16 protein-coding genes and 7 tRNA genes are annotated in these 17,412 nt (G+C 71.0%); 16 read left to right on the plus strand and 7 right to left on the minus strand.

All coding sequences use genetic code 11. From position 1 onward, the window contains the following. Positions 1-37: 37 nt before the first annotated feature. Together GPZ80_RS00980 and GPZ80_RS00985 are read left to right on the plus strand one after the other, a co-directional pair. The gene (locus tag GPZ80_RS00980) at positions 38-1,246 is read left to right on the plus strand and encodes an MFS transporter (protein WP_187217811.1); all 1,209 of its coding nucleotides are present in this window, start codon (positions 38-40) and stop codon (positions 1,244-1,246) included. Next, a complete protein-coding gene (locus GPZ80_RS00985) occupies positions 1,243-2,184 on the plus strand; it encodes a TolB-like translocation protein (RefSeq protein WP_187217812.1) in 942 nt (313 codons plus the stop codon). Before GPZ80_RS00980 ends, GPZ80_RS00985 begins: the two co-directional genes overlap by 4 nt. A gap of 19 nt (positions 2,185-2,203) precedes the next feature. On the opposite strand, the gene GPZ80_RS00990 is transcribed toward GPZ80_RS00985, so the two are convergent. After that, positions 2,204-2,371 carry a hypothetical protein gene (locus GPZ80_RS00990; protein ID WP_187217813.1) on the minus strand — a complete coding sequence of 56 codons (168 nt, stop codon included), beginning with the start codon at positions 2,369-2,371 and terminating at the stop codon, positions 2,204-2,206. 387 nt (positions 2,372-2,758) lie between these two features. Here GPZ80_RS00990 and GPZ80_RS00995 point away from each other — a divergent pair, with 387 nt between their 5' ends. Next, positions 2,759-2,962 (plus strand): cold-shock protein, encoded by a 204-nt coding sequence (locus GPZ80_RS00995; protein WP_187217814.1) that lies wholly within the window; start codon positions 2,759-2,761, stop codon positions 2,960-2,962. A 66-nt stretch (positions 2,963-3,028) separates the two neighbouring features. On the opposite strand, the gene GPZ80_RS01000 is transcribed toward GPZ80_RS00995, so the two are convergent. From GPZ80_RS01000 to GPZ80_RS01010, 3 genes are all read right to left on the minus strand, one after another. Then, positions 3,029-3,799 carry an SGNH/GDSL hydrolase family protein gene (locus GPZ80_RS01000; protein WP_187217815.1) on the minus strand — a complete coding sequence of 257 codons (771 nt, stop codon included), beginning with the start codon at positions 3,797-3,799 and terminating at the stop codon, positions 3,029-3,031. A gap of 298 nt (positions 3,800-4,097) precedes the next feature. Continuing rightward, positions 4,098-5,033: a sigma-70 family RNA polymerase sigma factor gene (locus GPZ80_RS01005; RefSeq protein ID WP_187217816.1), complete on the minus strand. Its 936-nt coding sequence runs from the start codon at positions 5,031-5,033 to the stop codon at positions 4,098-4,100. Positions 5,034-5,043: 10 nt separating this feature from the next. Then, on the minus strand, positions 5,044-6,234 hold the full coding sequence (locus GPZ80_RS01010) for an NAD(P)/FAD-dependent oxidoreductase (RefSeq protein ID WP_187217817.1): 1,191 nt from the start codon (positions 6,232-6,234) through the stop codon (positions 5,044-5,046). A 183-nt stretch (positions 6,235-6,417) separates the two neighbouring features. Here GPZ80_RS01010 and GPZ80_RS01015 point away from each other — a divergent pair, with 183 nt between their 5' ends. From GPZ80_RS01015 to GPZ80_RS01025, 4 genes are all read left to right on the plus strand, one after another. Beyond that, positions 6,418-7,026 carry a hypothetical protein gene (locus tag GPZ80_RS01015; protein ID WP_187217818.1) on the plus strand — a complete coding sequence of 203 codons (609 nt, stop codon included), beginning with the start codon at positions 6,418-6,420 and terminating at the stop codon, positions 7,024-7,026. 275 nt (positions 7,027-7,301) lie between these two features. Next, positions 7,302-7,799 carry a hypothetical protein gene (locus GPZ80_RS32335; protein WP_246476628.1) on the plus strand — a complete coding sequence of 166 codons (498 nt, stop codon included), beginning with the start codon at positions 7,302-7,304 and terminating at the stop codon, positions 7,797-7,799. Then, a complete protein-coding gene (locus GPZ80_RS32340) occupies positions 7,800-8,075 on the plus strand; it encodes a CPBP family intramembrane glutamic endopeptidase (RefSeq protein WP_312880048.1) in 276 nt (91 codons plus the stop codon). Beyond that, positions 8,072-8,425: a hypothetical protein gene (locus tag GPZ80_RS01025; RefSeq protein WP_187217819.1), complete on the plus strand. Its 354-nt coding sequence runs from the start codon at positions 8,072-8,074 to the stop codon at positions 8,423-8,425. The genes GPZ80_RS32340 and GPZ80_RS01025 overlap by 4 nt, the downstream gene beginning before the upstream one ends. Before the next feature lie 2 nt (positions 8,426-8,427). Here the strand turns inward: GPZ80_RS01025 and GPZ80_RS33250 are convergent, their stop codons facing one another. Both GPZ80_RS33250 and GPZ80_RS01030 read right to left on the minus strand, forming a co-directional pair. After that, positions 8,428-8,559: a hypothetical protein gene (locus GPZ80_RS33250; RefSeq protein WP_281401129.1), complete on the minus strand. Its 132-nt coding sequence runs from the start codon at positions 8,557-8,559 to the stop codon at positions 8,428-8,430. 75 nt (positions 8,560-8,634) lie between these two features. After that, positions 8,635-9,099 carry a DUF4383 domain-containing protein gene (locus GPZ80_RS01030; RefSeq protein WP_187217820.1) on the minus strand — a complete coding sequence of 155 codons (465 nt, stop codon included), beginning with the start codon at positions 9,097-9,099 and terminating at the stop codon, positions 8,635-8,637. Between the two features lie 99 nt (positions 9,100-9,198). Between GPZ80_RS01030 and GPZ80_RS01035 the strand changes: the two genes are divergently transcribed. Further along, positions 9,199-9,498, plus strand: a complete 300-nt coding sequence (locus tag GPZ80_RS01035) for a DUF1905 domain-containing protein (protein ID WP_187217821.1) — start codon at positions 9,199-9,201, stop codon at positions 9,496-9,498. A 163-nt stretch (positions 9,499-9,661) separates the two neighbouring features. On the opposite strand, the gene GPZ80_RS01040 is transcribed toward GPZ80_RS01035, so the two are convergent. After that, positions 9,662-15,112: an ATP-binding protein gene (locus GPZ80_RS01040; RefSeq protein WP_187217822.1), complete on the minus strand. Its 5,451-nt coding sequence runs from the start codon at positions 15,110-15,112 to the stop codon at positions 9,662-9,664. A 590-nt stretch (positions 15,113-15,702) separates the two neighbouring features. Between GPZ80_RS01040 and GPZ80_RS01045 the strand changes: the two genes are divergently transcribed. From GPZ80_RS01045 to GPZ80_RS01080, 8 genes are all read left to right on the plus strand, one after another. Further along, positions 15,703-16,074, plus strand: coding sequence for an SGNH/GDSL hydrolase family protein (locus GPZ80_RS01045; RefSeq protein WP_187217823.1), 372 nt, complete (start codon positions 15,703-15,705; stop codon positions 16,072-16,074). A 366-nt stretch (positions 16,075-16,440) separates the two neighbouring features. Continuing rightward, positions 16,441-16,509: transfer RNA gene (locus GPZ80_RS01050), tRNA-Trp, on the plus strand. A gap of 92 nt (positions 16,510-16,601) precedes the next feature. Further along, a tRNA-Tyr gene (locus GPZ80_RS01055) sits at positions 16,602-16,684 on the plus strand. A 5-nt stretch (positions 16,685-16,689) separates the two neighbouring features. After that, positions 16,690-16,762, plus strand: a tRNA-Arg gene (locus GPZ80_RS01060). A 37-nt stretch (positions 16,763-16,799) separates the two neighbouring features. Further along, positions 16,800-16,871: transfer RNA gene (locus GPZ80_RS01065), tRNA-Glu, on the plus strand. Positions 16,872-16,904: 33 nt separating this feature from the next. Continuing rightward, a tRNA-Ser gene (locus GPZ80_RS01070) sits at positions 16,905-16,990 on the plus strand. 69 nt (positions 16,991-17,059) lie between these two features. Further along, positions 17,060-17,146, plus strand: a tRNA-Ser gene (locus GPZ80_RS01075). Between the two features lie 167 nt (positions 17,147-17,313). Then, positions 17,314-17,384 (plus strand) — tRNA-Cys (locus tag GPZ80_RS01080). Positions 17,385-17,412 lie beyond the last annotated feature (28 nt).

The raw sequence follows: 17,412 nt of genomic DNA on the forward strand, positions 1-17,412 counted from the left end.
CCCACCCGGCCGACCCCCGGGGAAGGAGCGAACGACGATGTACGTCTCCACAAGCAGGCCCGAGGTCGTCGGCCGCGCGGGCGCCGTGCCCGCGACGGTGGTCGGGCTCGGCATGGTCAGCCTGATCACCGACATCTCCGCCGAGATGGTCACCGCGGTGCTGCCGATGTACCTCGTGTACGGCGTCGGTGTCGGGTTCCTCCACCTCGGCGTCGTGGAAGGGCTCTACGCCGGGTCCACCGCGGTGCTGCGGCTTCTCGGCGGGTACTGCGCGGACCGGTTGGGGCGGCCGAAAGTGGTCGCCGCCGTCGGGTACGGGCTCTCCGCCATGACGAAACTCGCCCTGCCCGCGGCGGGCGGGTCCATCGCGGGAATCGGCGCGGTCCTCGCGGTCGACCGGGCGGGCAAGGGAATCCGCACCGGCCCGCGCGACGCGATGATCACCCTGGCGACACCCGCCGACCAACTGGGTCGCGCGTTCGGTGTGCACCGGGGCATGGACACCGCGGGCGCGCTGCTCGGACCGCTGGTCGCGGTCGCGCTGATCGCCGCGTTCACCGGGTTCGACACGGTGTTCGTGACGAGCTTCTGCCTGGGCGTGGTCGGCCTGCTGGTGCTGGTGTTCTTCGTGCACGCGCCCGCGACCGCCCCGCCCGCGAAGGAAAGCGTGTCACCGCGCAAAGCGCTGGCCGCCCTTGCCGGGATGGGGCCGCGCCGGGTGTGCCTGGCGGCCGGGCTGCTCGGCCTGGTGACCGTCGGCGACATGGTGCTCTACGTCGTCATCCAGCAGCGGGGCGAACTGCCGACGGCTCTGCTTCCGCTGCTGCCGTTGGGCACGGCGGTCACATTCCTGCTCGCCGCGGCCCCGGTGGGCAGGCTCGCCGACCAGGTCGGCCGGTGGCGGGTGTTCCTCGTCGGACACGGGCTCCTGGCGGCCGCGTACCTCCTGGTCGGCCTCACCTCCGTGGGCTGGGCGACGGCCGCGGTGGCGCTGGCGCTGCACGGCCTGTTCTATGCCGCCACCGACGGCGTCCTGATGGCGCACGTCGGTCCACTGATCCCGGCCGAACTGCGCTCGACCGGACTGGCCGCCGTGCAGACCGTGCAGGCACTGGCCCGAGCGGGCGGCGCGGTCGCGGTCGGCGCGGCACTGCATTTCGGCACACCGCAAGCCGCCTTCGGGGTCCTCGCCGTGCTGCTCGGCGCGGCGATCGCCGCGGGCGCCCGGCTGGGGAGGGTTCGATGATCGACCGACCGAAGCTGATCGGCGCCGCGCTGATCGTCACCACACTCCTCGCGGGAGCGGCCTACCTCGGCTGGCGGGCGAGCACCGCGCACACCGCAGACGGCGACCGGCTCGACCTCGGACGGGCCGGTTCGCTCGTCTACATCGAGGACGGCACCGTGCGCCAAGCCGTCGGTGAGCGGCCATTGGGCGTTGGGCCCTCCTGCCAACGGGCGCATACGGCGGGCGGCGTGCTGGCGTGCCTGCGTCCCGCGGCGATCCCCGGCGGATTCGAGGTGGCGGTGTTCGACACCGGTCTCACCGAGCGCAAGGTGATCCCGGTCTGGGGCACGCCCAGCCGGACCCGTGTGTCGGCGTCGGGCCGGTGGGTCGCGTGGACGGTGTTCCGCTCCGGCGACTCCTACCTTGCCGACGGCGGCTTCTCCACCACCGCGGGCGCCTACGACCTGCGGACCGGGGAGCACCACGGGTCCCTGGAGGACTACACCTCCATCGTCGACGGAAAGGTGTACGAGGCCGCGGACCGCAACTTCTGGGGCATCACCTTCGCCGCGGACGACCGGACCTTCTACGCCACGATGTCGTCGGGCGGCACCACCCGCCTCATGCGCGGCGACCTGCGGACCCGTCGGATGGAAGCCCTGCGGGAGAACGTGGAATGCCCGTCGCTGTCCGCGGACGGCCGCCGGATCGCCTACAAATTCCGCACCGGGCAGACCTGGCGGCTGCACGTGCTTGACCTCGCCACCGGAGCCGACGTCGCCCTCGCCGAACCGGACCACGTCGACGACCAGCCCGCCTGGCTCGACGACACCACCATCGCCTACGTCCGACCCGCCGACGGCCGCCCGACCCTGTTCGCGGTGCCCGCCGACGGCACCGGCGGCCCCCGCTTGCTCCGTCCGGGCAGCTCGCCGGCGACCATCACCCAAGACTGAGTGAAGATGGCGCGCGGTGTCACCTGGTCGGGTGTTCTCCGGTTCGGGGACCGCCTCGGTGCAGCACCCGGGTGATCCAGGCGGGGGCGGTGCGCTTGACCTCGTGCAGGTGCGGCCTGCTCGTGTGGTCCCGGGTGCCGTTCACCCGGTAGTCGACCTCGGCCTTGAGTACTTCGGGGGTCCACATTGTCCTGTCTCCTCATCGCTTCGAACTCCGTTGATGAGGACAGTGCCGCTGAGGCGGGTGGCCTGGCATGGGGTGATCGCGCGGTCCTGGCGGGAGGACCCCTTACCCGGCGCCGTCCAGGGTCGCTGAGCGGTGGGTAAGGGGTCCTCGGCGCCGGTGTCCACATCAGCCGGTTCGCTCGTCCACCGTCACTCGCCCGTGTCCCCCCGCAGGCGCTGATCGGCCTACCCGTGTAGCGTCAAGCCAGCTGTCATGGTTCCGAAGTGCAGGTTGCCCGTGAGCGCGAGCCGCGGGCGTTTTGTCGTTTCAGAGTCGCTGAGGGCCACGGCGATCACCTCCGGTCCCGCGACGTGCGGGTGCCGATTTCCACTTTCAATGGAGGACAACATGGCCACCGGAACCGTCAAATGGTTCAACGCCGAAAAGGGCTTCGGCTTCATCGAGCAGGACGGCGGCGGTCCCGACGTCTTCGCCCACTACTCGAACATCGCCGCCCAGGGCTTCCGTGAGCTGCAGGAGGGCCAGAAGGTCACCTTCGACATCACGCAGGGCCAGAAGGGCCCGCAGGCGGAGAACATCGTTCCCTCCTAGCCTTCGTGGCAGGCCGCCGGTTCCCGGCGGCCTGCCATCGGCGCGGGTGGGAGCCCGGTCGTGCTCTTACCCGCGCCGAGCTGTGCCCACCGCGGACTCCAAGGCCCGCAGGTAGCCTGCCTGCCCGGCGCGGGTCGGGTGGTAGGAGTCGGTCAGCGGCGACGTCAGCGGATGCACCCACGGGTCGTCCCCACAGATCCCATGCCCGGCGAACACCTCCCGGACGTCCACGAACGTCACCGCGCTCCCGGTCGCGGCGGCGGCCGCAGCGGTCACCTCGGCCAGCGAATCGGCCCCCTTGTTCACCGCGGCGCGCTTGGCGGGCGACAGTCCGCCGGAACAGCCCCGCGACTCGAACAGCCGCGGGTACCCCAGGACGACCACCCTCGCGTTCGGCGCGACGGCCGTGATCCCCTGGAACAATCGCTCGAACCGCGCAGGCAACTCGGACCGGATCAGCTGCTCCGCCCGCGCCACGGCCTTCTCACAACCGTGGTCCGAGCCCAGCGTGCACGTGGTCATCACCTTGGTGAACCCCGCGTCCATCCCACCGATCGTGAGCGTCACCAACTCGGTCTGGGCGGACAGCGAAGTCAACTGCCGGTCGACGACGTGTTGCGTGGTCGCCCCGGAACAGGCCGGAAACGCGAACGCCCCGGGCGAGTGGGCGTCGTTCCAGAGGTTCGGGTGCGCGAAATCGCTGCGCCCGCAACCGGACTGGGAGCTTCCCCCGCTCCCCACCCCAGCGGCGTACGAGTCCCCGAGAGCGACGTACTCCGACACCACCGGCGCGGGAACCACAGCCAGACTCAACACCAACGCGGCAACGATGCTCATGCCCGCAGTCGTAGCACTGCGGACAACCGCGCTGGGATTGGTTAACCCGTTTGTGGAGCGCGCTCACCAAATCGAGGCACACGGCGACCTCCGCGGCGAGCGAAGGGGTGGGCGCTGCCACGCCCGAGTGCCGCTGGACGGACGTGCGTCCGATTCGCGTTGGTACCCGGCCCCGCAGCCGCCGCCACGACCGGACACATCGCGTTGCGAGCGGGGTTGCCGAGGACCGCCCCAGCAGATCACGCGCGATCCAGACACGACCAGCACCGGCAGGAGCGCACACCCCCCACCCCGGTCCTCACCACGAGGCGACGAGCGGGTCGTCGTGCTCGCTCCGCCGCCATTCCTCGGTGATCCGGCCGAGTCTCGCCGGCGCGGCCATGGAGCGCACAGCCGAGATCTTGTCGTCGCGGATCTCGAGGACCACCACGCCCAGGACCCGGTCGTCGAGGGTGGCGATCACCGCGGGGGAGCCGTTGACCACGGCGGCGTGGAAGTCGGGGGAGCCGCCGATCAGCTTCCGCTTCGCCGGGGTCGGCTTGTAGCCCGCGCGCACCATCGCGGCGACCCGTTCGGGGACCGAGTACCGCAGGAGCTTGCCCGCCAGCCCGGCGCCATCGGTGACCGCGGTGGCGTCGTCGGTCAGCAGCGCCAGCAGCCGGTCGGTGCGGCCCGAGGAGGCGGCGTCGAGGAACGCCTCGACGATTCGGCGGGCGGAGGCGCGGTCGACCGCGGCGACGTGGCGCCCGGCGGCGACGTGGCGGCGGGCCCGGTGGGCGTGCTGCTGGCTCGCGGACTCGGAGATGTCGAGGATCTCGGCCACCTCGGCGTGAGTGTGCGAGAAGGCTTCCCTCAGGACATAGACGGCGCGCTCGATCGGCGAGAGGCGCTCCATCAGCGTCAACACCGCCAACGTCACCGATTCGCGCTGCTCGGCGGTTTCGGCGGGCCCCAGCATCGGGTCGCCGTCGAGGAGTGGTTCGGGCAGCCAGTCTCCGACCGCGCGTTCGTGGCGCGTCTTCGCCGAACGCAGCCGGTCGAGGGACAGGTTGGTGACCACCTTGGTCAGCCACGCCTCGGGCACCTCGATGTGGGAGCGGTCAGCGGCCTGCCAGCGCAGGAACGCGTCCTGCACCGCGTCCTCGGCGTCGGCGGCCGAGCCGAGCAGGCGGTACGCGAGCGAGGCCAACCGGTTCCGGTTGGCCTCGAAACGCTCCACGGTGGCGGTGTCCATAAGGGCGACTCTAGGCGTCGACCGACTCGGGGGAGCGGTCGGCGGCGGTGCTCAGCCTGCGCTTGCGGGCAGGCAATCCGTACGTCGGGTGGTGCATGTTCCAGGTGACGTTCTTGAGCACGAACGCCTTGACGCGCGCGGCCGGCCAACCGCGTAGAGCCCAGGACTTCGACCGCGCCTCGCGGTCGACCACCTGGAAGATCCCGTCCTTCTCGCCGAGGCTGATGCAGTTGCCCGGGTACGCCAACGGGGTCTTCGACGGCTTGCGGCCGGTCAGGTCCCCGATGATCGCCGCGGTCGCCTGCATCCTGGTGAATCCCGCCGTGGCGCAGGACATCGGCAGCGCCCTACCGTTGTCGCCGAGGGCGCGGACGCTGTCGCCTGCCGCATAGACCTCCGAGTGGGAGACGGACCGCATCATCCGGTCGACGGTGATCCGGCCGTCGTCCTCCACGGCGAGACCGCTCGCGGCGGCGATCGGGTGGACGACGAAGCCCGCCGCCCACACGGTCGCGTCGGCGAGGAAAGTGGTGCGGTCGGCGGCGACCGCCCCTGTCGCCGTGACGTGTTCGACGGTGGTGTGCTCGTGGACCTCGATGCCGAACCGCTCGAAGGCCCGCAGCAGGTGACGCCGAGCCTTCGGACCCAGCCAGCCGCCCAACTCGTCGGTGGTGGCCAGGGTGACCCGCAGCCCCGGCCAGGCCTCGGCGATCTCGGTGGCCACCTCGATCGCGGTCAGGTTCCCGCCGACGACCAGGACGGTCCCGTTCTCGCCCAGGCCGTCCAGTCGCCCGCGCAGCCGCAGCGCCGCCTGCTGCCCGGCGACGTGGAAGGCGTGCTCGTCGACGCCTGGGACGTCGTGGCCCGCGGACGTGCTGCCCAGCGAGTAGAGAAGCGTGTCGTATTCGAGTTGGCCGGTCCCCTCGCCGTCGGTCACGGTGACGGTCCGGCGCTCGGCGTCGACAGCGGTGACGTGCGCCAGGCGCAGCCGGATGCCGGTGCCCGCGAACATCTCCGCCAACCCGAAGCGGCGCAGTTCGTGGCCCGCCGCGAGTTGGTGCAGGCGCATCCGCTCGACGAAGTCGGCTTCGGCGTTGACGACGGTGATCTCGAAGTCGTCGGGGTGCAGGTGGCGGGCGAGGTATCCGGCGGCGGAGGCTCCGGCGTAACCGGCTCCGAGGACGACGATGCGGTGTCGCATGGTGCTTCTCCTGTCTGTTCGTTCGGCCTCTGAACGAGACAGGCCCCAGATTCCTGACAGGGTCGACTATGGCGTGGATCACGCATGCCCCCGCCGGTTCGGTCAGCCGGTCGAGCCGAGAGTCTCCGCGCGGGGTTTCGCGTTTCGCGGACAGGGCGGCATGGGGCCGGGCACACTGCCGGCGTGGATCAGCGGGTGGACGCGCCCGTGGCGCGGGCGACGTGGCGGAGTGTGGCGGGCCAACTCGTCGGTGTCTGGGTGGCGGCGGTCGTCGGGGTGTTCCTGGCCGTGCAGGTGGCGACCTTCGCGTGGCTGTTCCAGGTGCGGTCCGGGGTGGTTGCCGCGCTGATCGCCTTGGGGTTGCTCGCGGTATCGGTGTTGCTCGCGGGATCAGTGTGCGGGCGCGGTTCCGCCCTCACCGCCACCCCGCGCGGCAGGCTTGCCTGGACCGGCGTCGTCACGCTCGGCGGCCTCCCCGTCGCGGTGTTCGTCGGGTCCGTGACCGAGGCGCTTGAGCCTGGGGTCGACCTGGACTTCGTCGCCGTTGTCGCCGTGTCCGCGGCGTTCGCGCTGGTCGCCGGGCTGATGGTGAACCGGGCCGCGGTCAGGTGGGCCAGCGGCGCGGTGTTGGCGGCCAGTGTGGCGGTCGGCCTGTGGCTGCCCACCGCCGCCCAGACCTGCGCCGAGGACCTCGCCGACGAACCGACTTCCTGGCTGTCGCCGAAACCGCCCCCGTGCGACCGCGACGTGTGGCGGCACTTCCGGGGATTCTGGTCCGACCTCGTCGACTGAGCGCTACGCGACGCCGTGGCGGGCTTCGTGCACAGCCGCCTCGGCGGTGTCGGTCAGTGGGCGGACGCAGAGGACCTGGGGAGCGCGGTGGTGGCGACCCGAGACGCGGCGAAACGGTTCGCGGCTCCGCGCACGAGAGGAGTGGATCGCCGCGACCCGTGGTTGCCCGCCGTCGACAGGGAACTTCTCGGCGGACTGGTCCAGGTTGTGAATTCTCGGTGCACCGCGCTCGCGGCTGCCCGGCGGGAAGCGCCGCGGAGTAGGAGAGTGGAAGAGTGCGGAACGATACGTGGTCGGCCACCCGCGAGGTGGCGCCGCCTCGGGGGCGGCGCGCCGGGCTGCTGATGCTCGCGGTGTTCGTCGCGGCGCAACTGGTGTGGCTGGCGTCGGCGGTGGTGGTGTTGGCGGCGTTCTCGGTGCGCGACGGGCCGCTGCCGCTGCCCGCGCTGCTGGCCGTGCTGGTGGTGCCCACAGCGCTGGCCGCCGTGACGGCGGTGGCGGGCACCGCGCTCGTCGGCGGTGGGCCACGGCCGGGACGGGTCGCGCGCGAACTCGCTTTCCGCTGGCGTGCGCGGGATGTCGGGTTGGGCGCCGCGATCGGGTTCGGCGGGCTGGTCGTCACCATCCCGGCGGCGGCGCTCTGGTCCTCGTGGGTCGGGGACGAGGAGGCGAACTCGGCGGTCGGTGAGGCGTTCGCGGGCCGGACCTTGGCCCCGGCCACGGCGATCGGGGTGTTCCTGGTTGTCTGGCTGCTCGCACCGCTGGGCGAGTAAGTGGTCTTCCGCGGCGTCCTCTGGCGTGGGTTGGAACACTGGCGGTGGAACCGGTGGGTGATCTTCGCGGTCACCAGCGCGCTGTTCTCCATCGCCCACCTGGAGCTGCTGCGCACGCCGTTGCTGCTGGTCATCTCCATCCCGGTCGGCTTGGCCCGGATGTTCACCGGCAACCTGCTCACCAGCGTCGTCGCGCACCAGGCGAACAACTTCCTGCCCGCGCTCGCCCTGCTCCTGCTCACGACGGGGGCACTACCCGTGGAGGTGTCCGGATGAGGTCGACACTGTGGTGGCCCGTGGTGGCGGCGTCGTTGGTGGCCGCGTGCGGCGGATCCTCGGGTGACCCGCCGGGCGGTTCGCCCGCGCCGACCTCGTCATCGACGACCGCGGCGTCCACGACTCGGTCGGATCCGGTGATGAGGCTGCGGGGTGTGGTGCAGGAGGGTGTGGAAGCGGGTTGCCGTGTGCTGACGGCAGACGGCGGGCAGTACCTGTTGCTCGCAGGCGATGGCGTCGTGGTGCCCGTGGGCGTCGAGGTGATCGTGGAGGGCAGGCCCGCCCCGGATCTGGTCAGCTACTGCCAGCAGGGCATCCCGTTCGCGGTGAGCAAGGTCGAGCCCGGGTGAGATCAGCCCTGGGGGTCCGGGTCGTCCGCGGTGCCCAAGGCGTCGTCGACGCCGATCTCCCCGTCGGTGCGGACGTGGTCGTGGAGGCTTCCCTGCCGCTCGTCCTCTGCTGGATCCTGCGGAAGCTCGCTCATGGCAACCCCTTGTGATCGGCGTCGGGCTCCAGTGTGCGCGCCGGTCGCCGCCTTCGCAGGTGGTGTCCGGTCTGCTCAGCCCTCGAGGTCCGGTGGTCCGCTGACCCATTCCAGGGTCAGCATCGTCGCCCCGAGGACCAGGTGCAGCACGTCGTCGGCGGTGTTGGTGGGGAGCAGGTTGGCCGCACTGCTGTCGGCGACGGCCAAGCCGTAGACGCCGAGCAGCAGGTAGGCCGCCCCGCCGCCGACCAGGAACAACCGGGCCGCCACGGTGCCGCGGGACATCAGCAGCCCGAGCAGCCCGAACCCGAGGTGCATCAGGTTGTGCAGAACGGACACGGCGAACATCCCGAACAGCAGCCCCGGCCGCTCGGGGCCCGCGAAGCCCATCGACTCGTTGCCGGTGACCGTCGCGGGCACGAAGCCCGCCAGACCCAGCGCGATGAAGACCAGACCGAGGAAGAACGCGGCTTCCCGGGCGAATCCCCTGGACGCCGCCTCGTCGGCGGCCGGGATGTGGTGTGCGTGCGCGTGTGCCATCACCATCGCCTCCCTCACCTCGTGTGTCCCTCCATCGTGCGCCCGCCCGGGGCGCGGCGAAAGCCGCGGATTGTCGGTGCGGTGTGCGATGGTGCGGCCGTGGTGGTGGACTTCGATGCCGAGCTGTGGGAGTGGGATGCCCGGCGCGCGGACAGCTGGACTTTCGTGAGCCTGCCTGCCGACGCGTCCGAGGAGATCCGTGACGTGACCGGTCCGCCTCGCGGCTTCGGGTCGGTACGGGTGCGGGCCACCGTGGGCGCCACCACGTGGACGACGTCGGTTTTCCCCGACAAGGGGCGGGGCGTTTACGTGCTTGCGGTCAAGCGGGCCGTGCGCCGCGCCGAGGGTCTCGGCGCTGGCGACGTCGCGGCGGTCTCAGTGGAAGTGCTCGATCTCTGACCCCTACTGCGCTGAGCCGTGGTGGTCTTGGGCGTAGTCACTGGCTCCCCCCAGTCGACCAAGCACGACGCGGTGCGCCGCCAGTCCGATGTGGACGGATGCGCGATGAGTCGATGAAGACCGGGATGAGCGGGGCGGTGCCGCCCCGCTCATCCCGAAACGCCTACGCCAAGTGGGCTTCGATCGCCTCGATGACCCGCGGTCGCAGCTCGGCGGCCCGGATCACGGCATCGACCGAACCGACTTCGACCGCGCGGCCGATGTTGTGGACCCGGTCGAACTCGCCCGCCACCTCACCGAGTTTCTCGGCCCGGACCGTGGCGCGCAGTTCGTCGAGTTCGGCCGTCAGCGCCGCCCGGTCCGCGCCGGTTGCCGCGGCGCTGCGGGCCTCAAGGTCCCGCACCCGCGGGTCGGCCGCGATGCGGGCCGCGACGTCGCGGGTGAAGACCACGGCCGCGGCGGGGGCGCCGCCGAGCACGGACGCGAACGAGCCCTCCAACGCGAGCACCGTCATGTTCGGGTTCAGCGCCTTGGAGAACACCACGAACGCGCCGCCGTGGTACCTGGAGATCACGCAGAACACGATGGGGCCGCGGAAGTTCACGATCGCCCGCCCGATCTCCGCGCCGTACTCCAGCTGGAGTCTGCGCATCGACTCCGGTGAGCCGTCGAACCCGGACAGGTTCGCCAGCACCACCAGCGGCCGGTTGCCGCTGGCCGCGTTGATCGCCCGGGCCACTTTCTTCGACGACTTCGGGAACAGCGTGCCCGAGGTGTAGGTGTCCGGGCCGTCGGTGGGAGGGAAGCCGCGGCGCTGCACCGAGCGCGACTCGATCCCCACCATGCAGACCGGGATGCCGCCCAGGTGGGCGTCCTGCACGACCGCCGTCTCGGCGTCGGCCATGCCCGCCCAGCGTTCCAGCACCGGCCGGTCCTGGTCGGACAGCGCCCGCATCACGACCCGGATGTCGAAGGCCTTCTTCCGGTCCGGGTTCGTCTCGGCGGAGAAGATCTCCCCGACGCTGGAGAAGTCGCTGCCCGGTGCCCGGTGCGGATAGCCCGTGACATCGCGGTCGCGCGGGTCGGTGGTCTCGACCCGGCGGGGACCGTCCTCGCCGGGGGCGACATAGGTGTGGTCGTAGTACGACATCAGCAGGTCCCGGGCCGCGGCCAGGTCCGGCGCCCAGTACTGCGCCTGCCCGTTGGGGCCCATCACCCGGTCGTAGCCGCCGATGCCGAAGTTGTCCTCGGCGGAGACACCGCCGGAGAAGTCCAGCGACTGCTTGCCGGTGAGCACCATGGCCGAGTCCGGTGTCATCACCAGGATTCCCTTGGTGTGCATGAGCATCGTCGCTTCGGCGTTCCAGTACGGCTGGGCGCCCACGTTGATGCCCGCGACCACGATGTTGATCTCGCCGCCGTCCTGGGTGAACGTGACGATCCGCTTGAGCGCGGCGGCCACCCAGTCCATGTTCTCGGTGCCCGACTCCATGGAGATCCGGGCGCCGGAGGAGACCGTGTACCACTCCACCGGCACCCGCAGCCGCTCGGCGAGGTCCAGCGCGGCGATCACTCGGCGGCACTCCGGTTCGGCCAGCGCGCCGAGCGAGGTGGTCGGGTCGCCGAGCAGCACGACGCGGGTGACACCCTGCGGGTGCCGCGCGGTCGGGGTCCGCACGACGCCCGCGACGATGGCCGCGGTGTTCTTCCCCCTGGGCCGGTCCACCGGCGCCAGCGCATGGTTCTCGTCGAGGTCGTGTTCGGTGAACTCGCCGATCATGCGGGTGATCTCGTAGGGGTACACCGTGTTGCGGCTGCTGGCCCGCACCACCTTCTGCCGGTAGCTGTCCAGCGGCAGGACCGGCTCGTCGGACGGCTCGCCGAAGGCGAGAGTCGGGCGGCCGGTGGCGTCGAAGGTGATCCGCAGCGCGATCCGCACCAGGTCACCGGTTTTCGGGTTGCGCTGCCGGAGGATGAACTCGATCTCCTCGAGGCACGCTCCCGCGGTGGTGGGCAGGATCCGGTTGGCCAGTTGCTCCAGCTCGACCGGGGTGATGTCGCTGGTCTGCCAGACGTAGACCACGATCCGGTTGGTGTTGAACCGCGCCGCCGCGGGCCGCATGCCCTGGGCCCGGCGGATCGAGTCCAGGCAGGTCGCCAGGGTGTTCTCCGCGGTCGGCAGCGCCACCAGGCGGCCGTCGTGGTCACGCAGCCCGACCAGGTCTCGGACCTGGGTGAAGGCCACCAGCCGCTCGTCGGCGCGGTTCTCCCGGGCGACGCAGTGGAACAGGTACACGTCCTCGTCGGCCGAGGGCAGTCGGGTGAGGTCGAACTCGCGTAGCCGCTCCAGCTGCATCCGCTGGGCGATGTATGGATGCAGGCCGCGGATCAGCCGGTCCTCCACCATTGCACTGTCCGACCCACTGTCCGACGGGCGGAAGGTGATGTGCTGGTGCATGACGTCGCCGCCGCGCCCCGCGACGGTGAGGGTGAGCCTGCGGACCTGCGCGGGCAGCGGGTGCGCGCTGACCACCGTGGCCAACTGCGCGGCCAGGTCGGCGGCGTCCTCCGGCTGGCTGCGCCACGCCAGGTAGATGTCGGCCTCCAGCTGACCCGCGCCCGCGGCCAGCGTGCCGAGACCCCGCAGCGCCTCCGGCAGGTCGTCGTGGCGGGCCGCGGTGGACACCACGGTGAAGTCGGTGCGCTCGGCGGTCACGTAGGTGCGGTCGGAGACCACACTGGTCTGGATACCGACCAGGCGCTTGTTGCCGTAGTACCGCCGGGTCAGCACGTCGAGCATGATCGCGTTGTCGCGCGCGTTCCGCTCGAGGTACTGGCTCAGCACCCGCACCAGGGGTTCGGTGGTCCGCACCATCTGGGAGATCCGCTCGTCGCGGTCCGGGGCGTCCGGGTTGGCGGCCAGGTAGCGCACGTGCTTGCGGACGTCGGCGTAGACCCGGGCCCGGTTGCGGCGCAGCATCGGCTGGCCGAGCCAGGCGAACACGACACCGCGCGCCAGGTCGGAGACCACCGGGAACCGCACCTGGGTGGCGGCGATCAGGTGTTCCATGGCGAGCCCGACGGGCTCGCGCAGCGCCTCGTCCGGCGGCGGCTCCCGCAGCCAGGAACGCAGCAGGGTCGCGACGACGCCGGCGTCGGTGGTCGCCCGCTGCTGGGCGAGGAAGATCCGGAACACGGCGGCTTCCAGCTCCGGGGTGCGTTCCAGATCGGTGACGCCGTAGTGGCTCAGCGCCTTGGCGAGCTTGGCCTGGAACCGCTCCGGCAGCCCGGCCCGCTCCACGTCGAGGCTCTGCAGGTAGGTGTGGAAGTACTCGCGGGCGCTGTGCAGGTGGCTCTCACCGCTGATGTCCTCGCCCGCCGGCCGGTTGCGGCTCAGGTCGGCGAGATCGGCGAAAATGGTCATCAGGCGCACTTCCGCGGCCAGCTGCCGCGCGCCCGCCTCCCGCGCCGCGAGGTACTCCTGCAGGATGCCGCCCTCGTCCTGGGGGTCGACATCGTAGCCGAGCAACTGCCCGCACAGGTCCTGTAGGCGGTCGCCCGCCGAGACGTCCGGGCGGTCCGCGAGGTCCCAGTCCACCTGGTCGTCGGCCCCGGCATCGGCGGCGGCGCCGCCGTTGTCCTCCAGGGGTTCCAGCCGCAGCAGTGGGGCGCCGGTCTCCACCAGGCTGCCCACCGCCACGGCGCATTCCTTGATCCGGGCGGCGAACGGCGCCCGCAGCACCGTCTCCATCTTCATGCTCTCCAGCACCAACACCGGTGCCCCGGCCTCCACCTCCGACCCGGCCGCGACCGGGGTGGCCACGACCAGCGCCGGGGCGGGGGAGCGCAGCACGCCGCCCTCGTCGCGGCTGACCCGGTGCGCGACACCGTCGACCTCGACCAGGACCACCGGGCCCGCGGTGCCCAGGAGCAGGCGGTGCGCGGCGCCGTTGACGCGGATCCGCCCGGCGTGTTGGTCGAAGCGGTCGAGTTCGACGTCGGCGGTGCGGACATCGCGGCCGGCCTCGATGCCGACCCGGAACCGGTGGGCCGCGACCCGGGTGACCCGGACGCGGTAGGTGGCGCCACGCAGCTTGAGGTCGAGCCCGCGGCCGCTCTCGTGCCGCACCTGCGGCCTGCCGCCGAACGCGGTGGACAGCAGCCGCTGCTGTTCGACGCCTTCCTCTTCCTCATAGGCCTGGATGGCGGCCGCGGCGATGGCGACGGCGGAGTGGCGCTGGGAGACGAGCCTGCCCTCCCCGCGGACCCGGTCGATCCAACCGGTGTCGGCGCTGGCGTCGATGACCTCGGGCTGGTCGAGCAGGTCGAGCACGAAGCTCTTGTTGGTCGCGCCGCCGTCGATGATCACCGTGGTGGCGGCCATGGCGTGGCGCAGCCTGCCCAGCGCCTCGGTCCGGTCGCGGCCGTGGGCGATGATCTTCGCGATCATCGAGTCGAAGTCGGCGGGGATGGTGTCGCCCTCGCGCACGCCGGTGTCGACCCGGATGCCGGGGCCCGAGGGCAGTTCCATCCGGACGATGCGGCCGGGGGAGGGCGCGAAGTCGCGGTCCGGGTCCTCGGCGTTGAGCCGGGCCTCGACGGCGTGTCCGCGCTCGACCGGCGGCTCGCCCTCCAGCCGGTTCCCCGACGCCACCCACAGCTGGGCCTTCACCAGGTCGAATCCCGTGGTGGCCTCGGTGATCGGGTGCTCCACCTGCAGCCGGGTGTTGACCTCCAGGAACGCGAACACCTTGTCGCCGGGGTGATACAGGAACTCCACGGTGGCGGCGCCGCGGTAGCCGACCGCGACGGCAAGCCGCTCGGCGGACGCCTTGAGCTCGGCGGTCTGCTCGGCGCTGAGCACCGGGGACGCCGACTCTTCGATGATCTTCTGGTTGCGCCGCTGGATCGAGCAGTCACGCACGCCAAGCGCCCACGCGGTGCCCTGGCCGTCGCCGATCACCTGCACTTCGACGTGCCGGGCGCCGGTGATGAGGCGCTCCAGGAACACGACTCCGCTGCCGAACGCCCGCGCCGCCTCCTGGCTGGTGCGCTCGTAGGCCTCGGCCAGGTCGGCGTCGGTGGTGACGACGCGGATACCGCGCCCGCCGCCGCCCGCGGTGGCCTTGAGCATCAGTGGGTAGCCGATTCCGGCCGCGGCCGACAGCGCGGCGTCGAGCGACTCGACCGGCCCGCGGCTCCACGGCGCGACGGGCACGCCGACCTCCTCGGCGATCAGCTTCGCGCCGATCTTGTCGCCGAGCTTGCGCATCGCGTCGGCGCTCGGTCCGACGAAGGTGACGCCGACCTCCTCGCAGAGCGAGGCGAACGCCGGGTCCTCGGCGACGAAGCCCCAGCCCACCCAGGCGGCGTCGGCCCGAGTCTCGACCAGCGCCTGCTTGAGCACCTTCAGGTCGAGGTAGGGGCGGGCCGAGGCGGGCCCCAGGTTGTAGGCGACGTCGGCCGCGCGGACGAACGTGGCGTTGCGGTCGACGTCGGTGTGCAGAGCGACCGTTTCGATCGCCGTCCCCGTCTGCGCGGCCAGCTCCCGGGCGGCATGGATGAGCCGCATCGCGGCCTCTCCGCGGTTGACGATCGCGATACGGCGGAACATCCGACCGACCTTCCCTCTCCTCGACGTCGCCCCTGAGCATGTGGCGCTCCGGGGCGGGTGTCTGGCGGCATCTTGTCGACGAGTGAGCAGAACTGGCGTTGCCCGCTGTCGACAGCTGACTGTATCGAGTCACACTCGGTGAGCGTCGCGATATGCCGTCACGGTGTCGCGGGTCCGCTGCGCCGCCTTCCCCTCAAAGTAATGAATCCGAGTTCACCCGAGGGAGGCGGTCGAAGCGTGCGTCGTCCCTACAAGCGGAGTGAATTCCTTGTCGGGAACGGCGTCGTGCGGGTCGCTCGATTTCGCCGCTTCCGGCCGGGAAAGTGGGAATGATCGGCGAGCGGCGTGCCCGAATCAGGTCGATCTGCTGTACACCAGGTCCGACCACAGCTATCCCTCGCTGGTCTCCAAGGCCGCGAAGCCCGCGAGTTTCACTGACGTGACCTGTGGGGCCGCCACGACCGTTCACATGACCTGCAATCGGTTCGGCGTCGTGGGCCCGCAGTTCAACGCCCTGAATCCGCACACCGGCTGGTCACGGTCGGCATCGGCGGCAACGACATCCCGTTCGCCGAGATCCCGGTGACCCGGTGATCATGCCGGAGGGCGGGAGCGACTGCCGGGCGCTGGTGCCGATCGCCTCGGGCGACGCGCCGTGCCTGCGCGACATCACCAAGCTCCTGAACGCCGTGCTGTCCGGCGTGGCCGCGACCAACGGCGCGACTTGCGTGGACACCTACGCCGACGGCATCGGCCATGACGTCTGCCAGTTCCCTGGTGTCAAGTGGATGGAGGGCGTTTCGCCTCAGGGGCCGTTGCCCGCGCACCCCATGCGTTGGGGACACGGAACCAGGCCCGGCAGGCGCTGGCGGCAATGGGCCGCTGAGTGGTCGGTGACCGGACCGGGTCGTGCGACGAGGGCCGCGACTCGGACTGGTATGTCCACTTTGGACTTTCGGTGACCGCCATCCGCGACCGATCCCGTGCTCGGCGCGGGCCATTCCCGTCTGACACCGGAAACGGAGCCCGGTCATGACCCGGGAACTGAAAACTGATTGACCCATCGGGTTTTGTGCGACACGATCGTTCCAACACCGACGAAGGAGATCGACATGACGAGCATGTGGAAGCGAGGAACGCGTAGCTGTTATAGCTGTGCGAGCCGTGCCGCGTGCTTGTGGAATCTCCGTGTCGTCGAGTCCATGTGGATCGAACGGTCGCAGCTGAGCAGGTCAGGCTCCCCGCCGATGGCGTAGACACGTCATGTGAGGGAGCCGTCCATCGGGAAACCGAGTGGGCGGCTTCTTTGTTTCCCATGCCCGGGGCAAGTCGGCGAGCCGTGGCGGCGAAGCGGTCTCCAAAACCGTATTCCGGGGGTTCGATTCCTTCCGTCGATGCTTTGTGCGCCAGTGGCGCGTGCGTATTTCGACAACTTCACAGCGGAGCATCCATGGTCCTGGTCCCCTCGCTTCGAGGCTGGCCAGGCCTTGGTGGAGGCGGGCTGCGGAGCCCGACCCGGCTGTAAACCGGGCGCCCGAGAGGGCACAGGTGGTTCGACTCCACCCTCCACCACGCACACCCCTGTAGCTCAGCGGACAGAGCAGCGGCCTCCGACGCCGTCGTGCGCCGGTTCGACTCCGGCTGGGGGTACGGCGCCGCGGACAGGGGTGTCCGCGGCGCTTCGGATGGCCGGCGGGGCTGTGGGTTAGGCCGCCGCACTTTCACCGCGGAGTACAGGGTTCGAGTCCCTGGCCGGCTGCGCGGTGCCCCGAACAGGGGCACACACGATCAAGGAGGGCCGGCCGAGCGGTAAGGCACCGGCTTGCTAAGCCGCGGTCCGGACATGATCCGGCGCGCGTTCGATCCGCGCGCCCTCCGCGCACGACGAAGTGGACAACAGCGGTCCACGCCCGGATCGACCAGCGACAGCAAACCGTTGTCGCACCGGGAGGATTGGCCGAGTGGTAAGGCAGCCGTCTCGAAAACGGCGGTCGGCGTGAGAGCGTCGCGCAGGTTCGATCCCTGCATCCTCCGCCGCCGTTCGCGGCACCGCGGGTCACCGGCCCAACTCAACAGAGCCTGCCGGGGGCACGTCGCCATTCCACACCGCGCGCGGTTCGGCAACCGCCCGGGACTCATAACCCCGGGTCACCTGGATCGACACCAGGGCGCGCGACCAACATCCGGCACCGAGCCTGCCCGGCCCACGTCACGACGGTCGTGAGGCGGCCTGCAACGCCGTCGACACCGGGTTCGACTCCCGGGTGGGCCTCAACCCCCGTGACCCCAACCTGAAATTC

It is taken from the genome of Actinokineospora xionganensis (genome assembly GCF_014323725.1).
GTDB classification, from domain to species: domain Bacteria; phylum Actinomycetota; class Actinomycetes; order Mycobacteriales; family Pseudonocardiaceae; genus Actinokineospora; species Actinokineospora xionganensis.

Coding starts and splice junctions, on each gene's coding strand:
- GPZ80_RS00980 (WP_187217811.1), top strand. CDS start 38: ATGTACGTCTCCACAAGCAGGCCCGAGGTCGTCGGCCGCGCGGGCGCC.
- GPZ80_RS00985 (WP_187217812.1), top strand. CDS start 1,243: ATGATCGACCGACCGAAGCTGATCGGCGCCGCGCTGATCGTCACCACA.
- GPZ80_RS00990 (WP_187217813.1), bottom strand. CDS start 2,371: ATGTGGACCCCCGAAGTACTCAAGGCCGAGGTCGACTACCGGGTGAAC.
- GPZ80_RS00995 (WP_187217814.1), top strand. CDS start 2,759: ATGGCCACCGGAACCGTCAAATGGTTCAACGCCGAAAAGGGCTTCGGC.
- GPZ80_RS01000 (WP_187217815.1), bottom strand. CDS start 3,799: ATGAGCATCGTTGCCGCGTTGGTGTTGAGTCTGGCTGTGGTTCCCGCG.
- GPZ80_RS01005 (WP_187217816.1), bottom strand. CDS start 5,033: ATGGACACCGCCACCGTGGAGCGTTTCGAGGCCAACCGGAACCGGTTG.
- GPZ80_RS01010 (WP_187217817.1), bottom strand. CDS start 6,234: ATGCGACACCGCATCGTCGTCCTCGGAGCCGGTTACGCCGGAGCCTCC.
- GPZ80_RS01025 (WP_187217819.1), top strand. CDS start 8,072: ATGAGGTCGACACTGTGGTGGCCCGTGGTGGCGGCGTCGTTGGTGGCC.
- GPZ80_RS33250 (WP_281401129.1), bottom strand. CDS start 8,559: ATGAGCGAGCTTCCGCAGGATCCAGCAGAGGACGAGCGGCAGGGAAGC.
- GPZ80_RS01030 (WP_187217820.1), bottom strand. CDS start 9,099: ATGGCACACGCGCACGCACACCACATCCCGGCCGCCGACGAGGCGGCG.
- GPZ80_RS01040 (WP_187217822.1), bottom strand. CDS start 15,112: ATGTTCCGCCGTATCGCGATCGTCAACCGCGGAGAGGCCGCGATGCGG.